Here is a 13,582-nt window from a genome sequence, read left to right on the forward strand (position 1 = left end):
GTTCTTTGTCGGTTGCGGGTGGGGGGCTTCTCGCGCAGTTCCCCGCACCCGCCGACGCACCGACCCCCCGAGCTCTCGTGCGAACGAACCCCAGAAACCCGGAGAGATCGGGATCACCCAGGCGGCACTCAACTTCACCGTCCCCCACTCCGTCTTCGCACATGGCGGTGGCCGCACCGCCGGCACTGCAGTCGCACGGAGCACGGCGTGAGGATGAACCAGACGCACACCGGCAGGGCCGCACGATGGGCCCGCGCCGAGTGGGGGCCCCTGTACGCCACCGTGTGCCCGCCCCTCCTCCGCCGACGGCTGCGGGCGGTGCCGCTGACCGTCGCCGCCGTCTGTCTCGCGGCCGTCGTCCACCTCGTGCACCAGCAGCCCTGGGGCTACCGGTTCGTGGAGGGCGCCGGGGCCGTACGGGCGGAGGACCCGCTCTGGACGGCGTTGGCGCGGACACCGCTCTCCCTCTTCGTCCCGGCGCTGGACCTGCCGGTGTGGGGCGCGCTGACGCAGATCCTGATCGTGTTCGGGATCGCGGAGATCTGCCTCGGCCGGCGGCGGACCCTCACCGTCGCGTACCTGGCCACGCTGGCCGGCACGCTCTACGCACGCCTGGGCGTCGCACTCGGCCCGGACGTCCCCCTCCTGGGGCTGCCCGCGTCGGACGCGCGGGTCGTGGACACCGGACCGTCGGCGGCCGTGGTCGGGCTCGCCGTGTACGTGGGGTGGCGGTACCGGGCGTACGTCACGGCGGGCGCGGTGGTCGTGGCGATGGTCGTCGAGGTGCTGGTGAAGGAGAACCTCGCGGGCAAGGAGCATCTGGCGGCCATCGCGGCGGTGCTGGTGGTGTGCGCGGCGACGGCCGTCCGTCAGCGGCGCTCGGGGGTCGCGTCCGGGGCGCCGCCGATCCAGTCCTGAAGGCGGCGGCCGGGGCCCGCCCAGCGGCGGTCGTGGCGGTAGGAACGCTTCCAGGCCCGGGCGCGGGCGCGCGGTCTGCGGCGGTAGAAGCGGCGGGCCCAGGCGGAGGTGGGGCGGGCCAGCCGGATGGCGCCGACGACGGCGACGAACGGGATGATCACGCCGAAGATCGCGGTGCGGGCCTTGCCCTTGGCGAGGGCGACCAGGGCGATGAGGAAGTTGGTCCCCATGGTGAGCATGACGGCTCCCCGGTCCTGGAGTTCCTCCTCGTCGAGGTCGTTGACGCCGAAGGGCAGGAAGCCGACCAGCATCAGTCCCACCAGGGCGGCCGTCAGCACGACCATCTCGACGCTCTTGCGGCCGGCTTCGCTCCAGTACACGTCGTCGAGGTGCAGGATCAGCGCGAACTCGTCCAGCACCAGACCCGCGCCCATGCCGAACAGCACGGCGGAGATCAGCGCGCCGAAGCCGTGCCCGTCACTGGCCACCGCGCCGAAGCCCCCGGCGACGGTGAGTACGACACCGGGGACGACGTGGTGGATGTGGACGCCGCCGCTGCCGCTGATGTTGCGGAACGGTCCCTTGCCCGCGCGGATGAGACGGGTGACGACGCGGGTGATCAGGAACGTCAGGACGAACGCGGCGAGTGCGAGCAGCAGCGGCAGTTTGCCCGGCTCGATGATGTTCTGCTCCCACCAGTGACCCATATGCGAACTTTATCCAGTACTGCCCCCGGGCGCCGCCGAGCCGCTCCCCCGCGCCGGGTAGCCTGCGCCGGTGTCCACGACCCCCGAGCCCCCTGTCGCGTCCCGTCCGACGCTCGCCGACGGCCTGCGTTTCGCCTTCGGCACCCTGACCGTGCTGCCGGTGACCGTGCGCCGCTGGGACCGTGCGGCGGCGCGCGTCGGGATGCTGTGCGCGCCCGTCGCCGGGCTGGTCGTCGGCCTGGGCGCGGCCCTGCTCGGCGGTCTCCTGCTGCTCCTGGGTGCCGGGCCGCTGCTCGCCGCCGTGGCCTCCGTCGCCGTACCGGCCTCCCTCACCCGGGGCCTCCACCTGGACGGGCTCGCCGACACCGCCGACGGCCTCGGCAGCGGCAGGCCCGCCGAGGATGCCCTGCGGATCATGAAGCAGTCGGACATCGGGCCGTTCGGGGTCGTCACCCTCGTCCTCGTCCTGCTGGCCCAGGTCGCCGCGCTCACCGAGGCGTACGGCGAGTCCTGGGCGCTGGGCACGCTCGCGGCGGTGGTCGGCGCGACCAGCGCCCGGCTGGCCCTGACCCTGGCCGCGCGGGTGGGCGTGCCCGCCGCCCGGCCGGAGGGACTGGGGGCGGCGGTGGCCGGGGTCGTGCCGGTGCGCGGCGCGCTGCTGGCGGCCGCCCTGACCGGGTGCGCGGCGGCGGGCGCGGGGGCGTTGTCCGGGCCGTACGACATCGGGCGTACGGTCCTCGCGGTGGTCCTCGCCTGTGGGGCCGCCGAGCTGCTCCTGCGCCACTGCCTGCGGCGGTTCGGGGGCGTCACCGGCGATGTGTTCGGCGGTCTCGCGGAGACGGCGGCGACGGCGGCGCTGGTGGTCTTCACCCTGGGCTGAGCAGCCCGCTCCCCGGAGGGGTCAGCAGGCCTCGCGCCACACACCCAGCTCCCACTTCTTCAGCAGCGAGCTCAGCTCCAGACGGCGGGCCTCGGGGCAGAAGTCGCCCGTCTCCATCTCGTACTCGACGTGGAAGACGGCCTTGCCGGCCTCGATGAACGGCGTGAGGTCCTCGCACTCCTCGAACTGGGCGCACTGTTCGTTCACCGCGAAGTCGAAGTCGTCGACGAGTTCGGGTATCTGGTCGAGGTCGTTCTTCAAGCCGACGGCCAGGCCCCGTTCGTGGGCGAGGCGGGCGACGAGGCGGTTGTAGCGGAGCTGGTCGGCGGCAGTGAGGGGGAAGCCTGTCTTGTTGCGGTAGCCGTCCATGTTGTCGGGCTCGACCGCGTCGAAGCCCTTTTCCGCGCACATGTCGATACGGGCGGCCATCAGGGGTTCGAGGACGTCGGTCGCGCGGACGTCGAGCCAGTACTCACCCTCCCAGCCGTTGCTCTTGCCTATCACCGCCTTCGGGAAGTCGCCGGCGTCCGGGCGCCAGTCCTCCCAGGCGCCGGTGGAGAGGTAGCAGATGACCTTGCGGCCGTCGTCGTGCAGGTCGGAGACCGTGTCGGCCGACTGGTCGAAGCCGTCGATGTCGTACACGGGGACGTCGACGGAGGTGTCCAGGCGTCCGCTGAGCTGCCACTGCCACGCGGTGCCCGGCTCCGGTCGCCAGCGGGCGGCCTCGGCCGTCCCGCGTCCGGTGCCCGGCTCGTCGTCGGGGGCGCCCGTGCACCCGGCCGTCAGCAGGAGGAGGGGCAGCAGGGCGCTGCGGGCGAGGGCGCGGCTCATCGTCGGGGCTCCAAGGCGTGCGGCAACGTACCCCAGGGATGATCCCCCACGCCGGGCACCGCGCAGTGCACGGAGGCCCCCCGGGCGCGGGCGACCGCCGCCACGTCGGTGCCCGGCGGCACCCCGTGCACCAGATGGCACACCCGTGCCCCGAGGCCGCCGCTGCCGCCGGGCCAGGGCTCGGGCGGCTGGTCCCGGTACGTCTCCCAGCTGCCCTCGAAGGTGACGACGAGGTCGGCGATCCGGGCGTACGCGGGGTGCGGCGGGACGCCGGGGTTGAGGGCGAGCACGGCGGGGCCGGTGCCCCAGACGGCCGCGGCGAGCCGCCGGTAGTGGTCGAACTCGCCCAGTTCCGCGGCCACTTGGTCGAGGAACGTCCCGTCGGTGCCGTACCAGGCGTGGTAGCGGGTCAGCTCCCGTACGACCTCGGTGACGGGTCTGCGGCCGTAGCCGGTGTCGGCGTACCCGAGGAGCCGTACGCCGGCCGCCCGCAGCCGGCCCGCGACCCGGAGGAACGCCGGGTCGGGGGCGTCGCCCGGCCCGTTCGCCGGGTTGAGGACGACGCCGTAGAGGCGGGGCGCGGCCTCGACGAGGGCGTCCCATTCGGCGGGGCGGTCGAAGGGGTGCTCGTAGTAGGGGACCAGGAGGGACGACGGGGAGGGTTCGGTGGCCCGGGCCGTCTCCGGGCGCGCTGTTCCGTGTGCGGTCATCGGTGCGCCGTCGCCCTTCCCAACAGGCCGCAGACCAGGCCCGCCTGGAGGGCGGCGGCGACGCCGTGCACGAGCAGGCCGATCCCGTGCTGGTCGCCCGGAGGGGCGGCCAGGGCCAGGGTCTGGGCGGCGGCCGCGGCGCAGCAGACGGTGGCGGCGCCCGGGACCGCGCCGAAGGACTGGAGCAGCAGGCCGGTCCAGAGCACCGCGCCCAGCAGGAGCAGGCCGGCGAGGTGGACGCCGTCGAGCTCCGGGGCCCGCGGCCAGAGGGCGGCGGTGGCGTGGGCCAGGACCAGCAGGGTGGCGAGGTAGCCGGCCAGGCACTGGACCAGGGTCACGGAGGCGGCCCGCCAGAAGGCGCCCGGTGTGCTGGTGGAGCGCAGTCCGGCGAGGCCTCCGCTGCGGAAGCGGTACAGGAGCCATTCGGCGGGGCCCATGCTGAGGGTGAGGGCCACGGCGGCGGGTGCGGCGGCCGTGCCGCCGCCGTGGGCGATGACCTCCCCGAGTGTCGCGTGGAGCACGAGCACACCGGTGCCGAGGCCGAAGACGGCGTACGGGAGGGAGGCGGAGAGCCGGGGCGCGGCCGGGCCCGGCCTGGGGTCCCCGCCGGGCACGCCGAGGACGGTGACGAGTCCGGGCCGGCGCTCTCGGGCGCCCGGCTCCCGCAGGGCGGGGGCCACCTCGTGGACGGCGAGGAGCGCGACCGCCACCAGGGAGGCGGTGAGCAGGGTGAGCCCGGCCCAGTCGGGCACCGGCCGGACCAGGGCGAACAGCGCTCCCGCGGTCATGGGCGTCAGACAGTGCAGCAGGGCCCGTTCTCGGCCGAGGACGAGCAGGACGGTCGCGGCGCCCAGGTAGCAGGCCTCGCCGGTGGCGAAGGCCACCGCGCCCGGGTCGGTGCCGTCGGCCGCCAGGCAGGCGACCGTCGTGCAGAGCAGGGCGCCCACCGGGGCCCCGCGGGCCAGGGAGCGGCGGCAGGCGTCGCGGTCGCCCAACGCGAGCCAGGAGTAGGCCCGGTGGGCGAGTCCCTGGTTCCACATCCAGCCGCACAGGGCGCCGGCCAGCAGCGGGACCGTACCGGCCGGCAGGCCGGAGCCGTCGCGCGGGCCGGCCAGAAGGGGCGCGCCGAGGACGTAGGCGAGGCCGGGCAGGGCGAAGACGACGCCTCGCAGGAGGCAGCCGAGCAGGCCGATGCGCCAGGGGTCGGGCGCGGGTCCGGCCGGTTCGGGGTGGGCGCGCTCGACGCGTTCGTACAACTCCTCGGCGAGGGCGAAGGAGTTGCGGCAGCCGTAGCGTGCGCGGGTCCGGTCGTCCGAGATTCCGTCGGACTCCAGCAGGGCGGCGATCTCGTCCGGGTGGACGGCGGCGGCGATGAACTCCCGGTGCCGCTCGGCCAGCCGGTCGATGGGGTCGGGCTCGGCCCGGATCCCCGCCGTCCCCCGCCCGCGCCGGCCGTGCGCCCGGGGGCGGGGTCGGGTGGCCGCTCATCGGTCGGTTCCGTCCGTCGTGGCGGTCCGGTACCAGGGGTCGCGCAGTTCGGCGGTCCAGTCGGCGACCGTGGCCGGCGCGGGCTCGTAGGCGATGTCGTCCCGGCCCGCGAGTTCCCGGTAGATCAGGCGGAAGGCGTCCACGGACCGGCGCAGGGTGAACCGGTCGATCACCCGCCGCCGTGCCGACTCCCCTAGCCGGCGGCGGCGTTCGTCGTCGCGCAGGAGGGCGAGCACGGCGTCGGCCATGGTCTCCGGCTCGCGGGGCGGCACCACGATCCCGGTGTCGCCGACCGCCTCGCGGACCCCTCCGACATCGGTCGACACGGTCGTACGGCCGCAGGACATGGCCTCGATGAGGGAGTACGGGAAGCCCTCCGAGATCGAGGACAGCATCACGACGTGCCCGGCGGCGTAGGCCCGCCGCACCTCGCTGATGCGGCCCTCGAAGGTGAGGCCGTCGGTGACGCCCAGTTCGGCGGCGAGTTTCTCCAGCTCGGTGCGGTACTCCTCGCCGCCGGGCGGCACGGGCCCGAACAGCCGCAGCCTGGTCCGGGGGAGTTCGGCGCGGACCAGGGCGTAGGCGTGCAGCAGTGTCTCCAGGTCCTTGATGGGGTCGACGCGTCCGCACCAGGTGAGGGTGGGCACCTCGGGTTCGGGGCCGGCGTGCGGGAAGGCGGCCGGGTCGACGCCGTTGTAGACCGTGCGGATCCGGTCGGCGTCGGCGCCGCCGCGCTCCTCCCAGCGGCGGTTGTACCGGTTGCAGGGGGTGATGAGGTCGGCGGCGCGATAGCCGAGCCTGGTCAGCTCGCGGTGGAAGCCGAGCATGAAGGCCTTCACGGGCCAGCGCTGGTCGGCGGTGCGGTGGCCGAGGTACCGCTCGCGCAGATAGATGCCGTGCTCGGTGAGGAGGAACGGTACGCCGTCCAGCTCGCGGGCGGCGAGCGCGGGCAGGGTGGCGAGGCCGCCGCTGACCGCGTGGGCCACACAGTCCTCGGGGATCCGGGCGCCGAGCGGCCGCAGGGAGTGCTCCAGCAGGTCGGTCGCGGTGAGCGCGTCGTGGACCGTGGGGTGCGCAGCGGCCGTCGGGAGGTGGGGCATCGTCCAGATCCACATCAGCGAGCGGAGCGCGGACTCGGTGCGCAGGGCCGCCGACAGGCGTCCGTCGCGGGCGAGTTCGGCCAGCTCGTACAGGGCCTGCTCGAAGCCGCGGGGTGCGTCGGGGTCGAGGACGGAGAGCAGCAGCCGCTCGTAGGAGTCGGTGAAGCGGCGGCGGGCCGCGCCGTACGGGGCGCGGGCGCGGCCGGGGCGTGGGCCCCAGGTCGGTACGGAGGTGTGCCGGTACACGTTCGGCGGCAGATCCCAGGTCACGGGTTCGCGGCCGGTTCCGGTGAGCGACACGAGGTGGAACGCGACGTCGGGCATGCCCTTGACGAGCTGGTCGCACCAGGTGCTGACGCCGCCGTGGACATGCGGATAGGTGCCTTCGGTGAGCATGGTGACGTGACTGCCGGTGCGCATGGCTGCGCCGCTCCCCCTGTTGCTGTTACGCGGATGATGTGCGGGAACTGCGGGCCCGGACGCCGACCGCGGGTCGGTGGGGGTTGATCGCGCCCCGCTGCGGAGCCGCATGTCGGATACGGCCCCGCGCCCCTTTCGGGGCCCTCTACGGCAACTTGAGCTTCACGGCTGACTGGAGTGCCGCCGGCGTGGTCCAGGCCGAGCGGGCGCCCGCGTACGGCGTGCCGAACGTGGTCGTCCCGAGCGGGAGTTGCGTGGCGGTCCCCTTTGGTGCCGTCACCGGGATCTCGACCCCCGACGGCGCCTTCACCGTCACCGTCGTGCCGATGCGGTACGCCGTGACCGTGCCGTTCGCGATCGCGGTCTGCCAGGCGGCCCGGCGCTTCAGCTCGGTGCCGACCGCGCCGTGCCGGGGGTTCTCCAGCGGGGTGTCGGAGGCGAAGAGCGCCCGGTATTCGGCGAGCACTTGGTCCAGGACCGGGTAGAGCAGCCGCTCCTCGGCCAGGTTGGACTGGTGGGCGTAGTGCGGTCGCGGGTCGTTGCCGACGGCGTGCAGCAGGGCCGTGCGGACCTCCTGCGGGACGATCTGCGACGTGTACCCGGTGGCCGGGTCCAGTGGGGCGGCCAGGCAGGTGGAGGTCGCGTTGTTCTCGCAGACGCCGCTGCCGCCGTCGGCGGCCGAGGTGTAGATCCAGTTGTACTCGTCGACCATCTCCGCGGCCGTACCGACGTTGTAGTAGACGTTCATCGGGTGGCGCGGCACGGTCAGCGCGGCGCCGACCGGACGCTGGGCCGGTTCACGGGAGTTGTCGGAGGCGATCCACCTGACAGCGTTGTCGGCGAGGGCGCCCGCGAGGTTCGGGTTGTCGTCCGGCTGCTGCGGCAGTGTCCTCAGGCCCGAGTGCTCGCCCGTCACCAGTTCGTCGCGCCGCACGGGCAGTCCGCGCGCGACCGCCCAGGCGTGGTTGTCGCGGATCTGCGCGGCGATGTCGGCGCGGCTCAGGTAGCGGGTGCTGCCGTCCGCGTTCTTCGCGCAGCTCCACGGGACGGTCGAGGTGTCCTGGAGGCAGCCGAGGTACTGGTGGGTGTAGGTGTGGTTGATCCAGCGGTACGCGTTCCGGTCGGCGACCAGCCGGTCGGCGAGGGGGTCCGTGCCGCCGTTCGCCTCCTTCCACTCCTCGCCGCTGCCGCCGTTGTAGACCATGTCGAGGGTGAAGCCGCTGGACTGCTGCCACTGCCTGGCGTACTCCGCGTCGGCGGCGGTCATCCGGATGGGCTCGGCCGGCGTGCCCTCCCCGTCGCCGCAGTTGAAGCTGCCGGGCGTGCAGTTGTTCTCGGTGTCCCAGCGGCTGTCGGGCGCGAAGACGTCGTCGATGTGGACGCCGAAGTAGTTCCGGCTCCGGCCGAGGTGCACTCCGTCCGTCAGCCACTCGACGATGCCCCGGGCCAGTACCCGGAACTGCCGCTGGTGCTGGTTGTAGGCGAACGTGACGACCAGTTCACGGCGCCCGTCGTGGGCGTACTCCCCGACCAGGCTGCCCCGGCCGCCGCCCCCGGGCACCGGGAGGTCGACGTAGCTGGTGTAGCCGGCGCGGGGCCGTGCGACGAAGCCGTAACTCTCCTGTGTGGAAGGGGAGTTGTCCTCGAAGGTGAACTGTCCGTCGAGGTAGCCGAAGCGGCCCGCCCGGCCGGCGTCGGTCACCGTGGCCTCGCGGCCGTCGAGGGAGCCGGCCCAGCCGCCCTCGCTGGTGTAGTCGAGCCCGACCCCGGGGTGGGCCCAGGTGTAGGCGTCGACCTGCGGGATCCCGAACGTCCGCTCGTACGTCTCCAGCGCGGTCTGCTCGGCCGAACCCGGGCCGAACGGGGCCTCGTTGGGCACGACCACGCCCTGGTACCGGGCGCGCGGGGTGCCGCCGACCGTGTCGCTCAGGAAGGCCGCGTCGATGGTCGGGCGGTTCGCGTCGTCCAGGTTCACGCGGGTGTACGGGACGCCGGTGCTCTTCAGCTCCGCGGTGACGGCCTGGACGGGGCTGTCGCCGTTGTCCACCACCAGCACCCGCAGGTCGACGCGCGGTGCGACGGCGGCCGACGCTCCCGGTATGCCCAGACCGGTCACCAGCAGACTCGTCGTCGCCACGACGGCGGCGGTACCTCTCCATCCGGCCACGCTGTGCGCCATGTTCGCCCTTCCCCCAAGAAGTTCCCCCGGGGCCGGACTGAACGGCCGCACCGAGGGGAAGCTGTGGAAACGATGCAGACCGATGAGATGAGTTGATCACTCACCGGCGGGACGAGTCTCACCCAGGTCAGACCCCATCAGGGCACGAAAATGACCATGAAGCCACATAGGGGTGAACGTCCGCAGGAGTGATCGAAATCGATGGTCGGCGCTACGCGCGGAGATCGTCGGCCCCACGCGCGAGGACGAGGGACGCGCGGCCCCGGAGCGGCGACAAGGGTTCCCCCTATGCCTCAGCCATGGGGATCACCCTGCACGTCGGGAACGCAAAGTCGGGGAGGCTGGTTCGCAGCGGACGCCATGCGGACGGCGCGGCGCAACCGGCCGACACCCCAGGTCCGATGGGCCGAACAAGGGCCTAGGCTCGTCATCGGCACGTCGACCCATCCGTTCGGCCACCGAAACTCAATCGGAAGCGAGATTTCACCACCGTGACTGCTCTCACTCTCAGCACCGCCGCCGCGTCGGGCCTCCGGGTCGACGCGCTCGTGGTCGGTGTCGCGAAGGGCCCCGCATCCCGGTCCGGGGACCTGGTCGTAGCGCCGGGTGCCGAGGCCGTGGACAAGGCGTACGACGGCAAGCTGGCCGGCCTCCTGCAGACCCTCGGCGCCGCGGGCGCCGAGGGCGAGGTGACCAAGCTGCCCGCGCCGTCCGGCTTCAAGGCGCCGCTCGTGGTGGCGGTGGGCCTGGGCGCGGTGCCCGAGAAGGACGGCACGTTCGACGCGGAGACGCTGCGCCGCGCGGCCGGTGCCGCGGCCCGCGCCCTGTCCGGCACGAAGAAGGCCGCGTTCGCGCTGCCCGTCGTCGACGCCGACGCCGTGGGCGCCGTCGCCGAGGGCGCGCTGCTCGGCGCGTACTCCTTCGACGCCTACAAGGGGCAGGCGTCTTCGGGCAACGCCGCCGAGGCGAAGAACGGCAAGGGGCCGCTCGCCGATGTCGTCCTGCTCGGCGCCAAGCCCCGCGACAAGGCCCACAAGGCGGCCGTCGAGCGCGCGATCGCGGTGACCGAGGAGCTGAACCGCGCCCGCGACCTCATCAACACCCCGCCGAACGACCTCGACCCGGAGGCCTTCGCCGCCGTCGCGCAGACCGCGGCCAAGGAGCACGGCATCAAGGTGACCGTCCTCGACGAGAAGGCGCTGGCCAAGGGCGGCTACGGCGGCATCCTCGGCGTCGGCGCGGGCTCCGCCGCCACGCCCCGGCTGGTGCAGCTGTCGTACACCAGCTCCAAGGCGAAGAAGCACCTGGCGTTCGTCGGCAAGGGCATCACCTACGACTCGGGCGGCATCTCGCTCAAGCCGGCCGGGCACAACGAGACGATGAAGTGCGACATGAGCGGTGCCGCCGCCGTGTTCGCCGCGGTCGTCGCCGCCGCCCGGCTCAAGCTGGAGGTCAACGTCACGGGCTGGCTCGCCCTCGCCGAGAACATGCCGTCCGGCTCCGCCACCCGCCCGGGTGACGTGTTGCGCATGTACAGCGGCAAGACGGTGGAGGTGCTCAACACCGACGCCGAGGGCCGGCTGGTGCTGGCCGACGCGCTCGCCAAGGCGTCCGAGGACAAGCCGGACGCGATCGTCGACGTGGCGACGCTGACCGGCGCGATGATGCTGGCGCTGGGCAACCGGACGTTCGGGATCATGGCCAACGACGACGCGTTCCGCTCCGCGGTCCACGAGGCCGCCGAGGAGTCCGGTGAACCCGCGTGGCCGATGCCGCTGCCGGACCACCTGCGCAAGGGCATGGACTCGCCGACCGCCGACATCGCGAACATGGGCGAGCGGTACGGCGGTGGCCTGGTCGCCGGTCTGTTCCTGAAGGAGTTCGTGGGCGAGGGGATCACCTGGGCGCACCTGGACATCGCGGGGCCGGCGTTCAACGAGGGCGGGCCCTTCGGGTACACGCCGAAGGGCGGGACCGGGACGGCGGTGCGGACGCTGGTGCGGCTGGCCGAGCGGGCGGCCTCCGGCGACCTGGGGTGATGTCCGCCTAGCAGCTCGGTCCGGTCGCCAGTACGGCGAGTGCGGGGGCGTGGGGGCTGGTCGCGCGGTTCCCCGCGCCCCTGAAGGGCGCGCTGCCCACTCCCTCCTTCTCAAGTGAGCGTGTGGTGTCTCACACCCCGGCCCGGCGTCTCGTTCGCCCGCGACAAGTGCGAAGATGGGGCTCGGCAGGACAGGGCCCCCACCACAGGGCCGAAGAAGAGCGGCCGGACACCAGCCGCCGCGCGGGTCTCGGACGACCGGCGTACGGCGCACATGCATGGAGGACGTGACGTGGCGAACGACGCCAGCACCGTTTTCGACCTAGTGATCCTCGGCGGTGGTAGCGGTGGTTACGCCGCGGCCCTGCGCGGGGCTCAGCTGGGCCTGGACGTCGCCCTGATCGAGAAGGACAAGGTCGGCGGCACCTGCCTGCACCGGGGATGCATTCCCACGAAGGCCCTGCTCCACGCGGGCGAGATCGCCGACCAGGCCCGCGAGAGCGAGCAGTTCGGTGTGAAGGCCACCTTCGAGGGCATCGACATCGCCGGGGTGCACAAGTACAAGGACGGCGTGATCTCCGGCCTCTACAAGGGTCTGCAGGGTCTCGTCGCCTCCCGCAAGGTCACCTACATCGAGGGTGAGGGCCGTCTGTCCTCCCCGACCTCCGTCGATGTGAACGGCCAGCGCGTCCAGGGCCGTCACGTCCTGCTGGCGACCGGCTCCGTGCCGAAGTCGCTGCCGGGCCTGGAGATCGACGGCAACCGCATCATCTCCTCGGACCACGCCCTCGTCCTGGACCGGGTCCCGAAGTCGGCGATCGTCCTCGGCGGCGGTGTCATCGGCGTCGAGTTCGCCTCCGCCTGGAAGTCCTTCGGTACGGACATCACGATCATCGAGGGCCTGAAGCACCTGGCGCCCCTCGAGGACGAGAACTCCTCCAAGCTTCTCGAGCGCGCGTTCCGCAAGCGCGGCATCAAGTTCAACCTGGGCACCTTCTTCTCGAAGGCCGAGTACACCCAGGACGGTGTCAAGGTCACCCTCGCCGACGGCAAGGAGTTCGAGGCCGAGCTGCTGCTGGTGGCCGTCGGCCGTGGCCCCGTCTCCGCCGGTCTCGGCTACGAGGAGCAGGGCGTCGCGATGGACCGCGGCTACGTCCTGGTCGACGAGTACATGCGCACCAACGTCCCGACCGTCTCCGCCGTCGGTGACCTGGTCCCGACGCTCCAGCTCGCGCACGTCGGCTTCGCCGAGGGCATCCTGGTGGCGGAGCGTCTGGCCGGCCTGAAGACCGTTCCGATCGACTACGACGGTGTCCCCCGGGTGACGTACTGCCACCCCGAGGTCGCCTCCGTGGGCATCACCGAGGCCAAGGCCAAGGAGATCTACGGCGCGGACAAGGTCGTCGCTCTGAAGTACAACCTCGCGGGCAACGGCAAGAGCAAGATCCTCAACACCTCGGGCGAGATCAAGCTCGTCCAGGTCAAGGACGGTGCCGTGGTCGGCGTCCACATGGTCGGCGACCGCATGGGCGAGCAGGTGGGCGAGGCCCAGCTGATCTACAACTGGGAAGCCCTCCCCGCCGAGGTCGCCCAGCTGATCCACGCCCACCCGACGCAGAGCGAGGCGCTCGGCGAGGCCCACCTGGCCCTCGCGGGCAAGCCGCTGCACTCGCACGACTGACCCCCTCGGTCGACGAAGCGACGATCCAGACTTCCGCAATCGTTAAGGAGCAACAGAAACCATGGCGGTTTCCGTAACCCTTCCGGCGCTCGGCGAGAGCGTCACCGAGGGCACTGTCACCCGCTGGCTGAAGGCCGAGGGTGAGCGCGTAGAGGCCGACGAGCCGCTGCTCGAGGTCTCGACCGACAAGGTCGACACCGAGATCCCCTCCCCCGTCGCGGGCGTCCTGGCCTCCATCAAGGTCGCCGAGGACGAGACGGTCGAGGTCGGCGCCGAGCTGGCCCTGATCGACGACGGCACGGGCGCGCCCGCCGCCGCCGGTGGCCGCCTCGGCGAGTCCGTCACCGAGGGCACCGTCACCCGCTGGCTGAAGGAGGTCGGCGACTCCGTCGAGGCCGACGAGCCGCTGCTCGAGGTCTCCACGGACAAGGTCGACACCGAGATCCCGGCGCCCACCTCCGGTGTGCTGCTGGAGATCACGGTCGCCGAGGACGAGACGGCCGAGGTCGGCGCCAAGCTGGCCGTCATCGGCGCCCCGGGTGCCGCTCCGGCGGCCGCCCCGGCCCCGGCGGCAGCTCCGGCCGCTCCGGCACCGGCGCCCGCCGCCGCTGCCCCGGCCCCGGCTGCTCC

General features: G+C 72.9%; 11 protein-coding genes. 5 read left to right on the forward strand and 6 right to left on the reverse strand.

Annotated elements, in window-relative coordinates; all coding sequences use genetic code 11:
* Positions 1-213 precede the first annotated feature (213 nt).
* Positions 214-918, forward strand: coding sequence for a hypothetical protein (locus tag P1P70_RS28655; protein ID WP_319242750.1), 705 nt, complete (start codon positions 214-216; stop codon positions 916-918).
* Here P1P70_RS28655 and P1P70_RS28660 read toward each other — a convergent pair.
* Positions 870-1,625: a hypothetical protein gene (locus P1P70_RS28660; RefSeq protein WP_319242752.1), complete on the reverse strand. Its 756-nt coding sequence runs from the start codon at positions 1,623-1,625 to the stop codon at positions 870-872. The genes P1P70_RS28655 and P1P70_RS28660 overlap by 49 nt on opposite strands.
* A 70-nt stretch (positions 1,626-1,695) precedes the next feature.
* Between P1P70_RS28660 and P1P70_RS28665 the strand changes: the two genes are divergently transcribed.
* Positions 1,696-2,505 carry an adenosylcobinamide-GDP ribazoletransferase gene (locus P1P70_RS28665; protein WP_319242754.1) on the forward strand — a complete coding sequence of 270 codons (810 nt, stop codon included), beginning with the start codon at positions 1,696-1,698 and terminating at the stop codon, positions 2,503-2,505.
* 21 nt (positions 2,506-2,526) lie between these two features.
* Here P1P70_RS28665 and P1P70_RS28670 read toward each other — a convergent pair whose 3' ends face one another.
* From P1P70_RS28670 to P1P70_RS28690, 5 genes are all read right to left on the reverse strand, one after another.
* Positions 2,527-3,336, reverse strand: a complete 810-nt coding sequence (locus tag P1P70_RS28670) for an endo alpha-1,4 polygalactosaminidase (protein ID WP_319242756.1) — start codon at positions 3,334-3,336, stop codon at positions 2,527-2,529.
* A complete protein-coding gene (locus P1P70_RS28675) occupies positions 3,333-4,046 on the reverse strand; it encodes a spherulation-specific family 4 protein (RefSeq protein WP_319242758.1) in 714 nt (237 codons plus the stop codon). Before P1P70_RS28675 ends, P1P70_RS28670 begins: the two co-directional genes overlap by 4 nt.
* Positions 4,043-5,302: a hypothetical protein gene (locus P1P70_RS28680; RefSeq protein WP_319242760.1), complete on the reverse strand. Its 1,260-nt coding sequence runs from the start codon at positions 5,300-5,302 to the stop codon at positions 4,043-4,045. The genes P1P70_RS28675 and P1P70_RS28680 overlap by 4 nt, the downstream gene beginning before the upstream one ends.
* Positions 5,303-5,530: 228 nt before the next feature.
* Positions 5,531-7,054 carry a GT4 family glycosyltransferase PelF gene (pelF, locus tag P1P70_RS28685; RefSeq protein WP_319242762.1) on the reverse strand — a complete coding sequence of 508 codons (1,524 nt, stop codon included), beginning with the start codon at positions 7,052-7,054 and terminating at the stop codon, positions 5,531-5,533.
* Between the two features lie 145 nt (positions 7,055-7,199).
* Positions 7,200-9,233 carry a hypothetical protein gene (locus tag P1P70_RS28690; protein ID WP_319242764.1) on the reverse strand — a complete coding sequence of 678 codons (2,034 nt, stop codon included), beginning with the start codon at positions 9,231-9,233 and terminating at the stop codon, positions 7,200-7,202.
* A 491-nt stretch (positions 9,234-9,724) separates the two neighbouring features.
* Between P1P70_RS28690 and P1P70_RS28695 the strand changes: the two genes are divergently transcribed.
* The 3 genes from P1P70_RS28695 to P1P70_RS28705 all read left to right on the forward strand — a co-directional run.
* Entirely contained in the window at positions 9,725-11,272 is a 1,548-nt protein-coding gene (locus tag P1P70_RS28695) for a leucyl aminopeptidase (RefSeq protein ID WP_319242766.1), read from the forward strand.
* A 291-nt stretch (positions 11,273-11,563) separates the two neighbouring features.
* Positions 11,564-12,952, forward strand: coding sequence for a dihydrolipoyl dehydrogenase (gene lpdA, locus P1P70_RS28700; protein WP_319242768.1), 1,389 nt, complete (start codon positions 11,564-11,566; stop codon positions 12,950-12,952).
* Positions 12,953-13,013: 61 nt separating this feature from the next.
* The coding region (locus P1P70_RS28705; protein WP_319242770.1) for a biotin/lipoyl-containing protein at positions 13,014-13,582 on the forward strand (569 nt) is incomplete at its 3' end.

Origin of the sequence: Streptomyces sp. MB09-02B (assembly GCF_033794485.1) — a bacterium.
Lineage (GTDB): Bacteria > Actinomycetota > Actinomycetes > Streptomycetales > Streptomycetaceae > Streptomyces.

Excerpts from the sequence above, each read along its gene's own strand:
- P1P70_RS28690 (WP_319242764.1), bottom strand. The coding sequence starts at position 9,233 with ATGGCGCACAGCGTGGCCGGATGGAGAGGTACCGCCGCCGTCGTGGCG.
- P1P70_RS28660 (WP_319242752.1), bottom strand. The coding sequence starts at position 1,625 with ATGGGTCACTGGTGGGAGCAGAACATCATCGAGCCGGGCAAACTGCCG.
- P1P70_RS28675 (WP_319242758.1), bottom strand. The coding sequence starts at position 4,046 with ATGACCGCACACGGAACAGCGCGCCCGGAGACGGCCCGGGCCACCGAA.
- pelF (WP_319242762.1), bottom strand. The coding sequence starts at position 7,054 with ATGCGCACCGGCAGTCACGTCACCATGCTCACCGAAGGCACCTATCCG.
- P1P70_RS28670 (WP_319242756.1), bottom strand. The coding sequence starts at position 3,336 with ATGAGCCGCGCCCTCGCCCGCAGCGCCCTGCTGCCCCTCCTCCTGCTG.
- P1P70_RS28655 (WP_319242750.1), top strand. The coding sequence starts at position 214 with ATGAACCAGACGCACACCGGCAGGGCCGCACGATGGGCCCGCGCCGAG.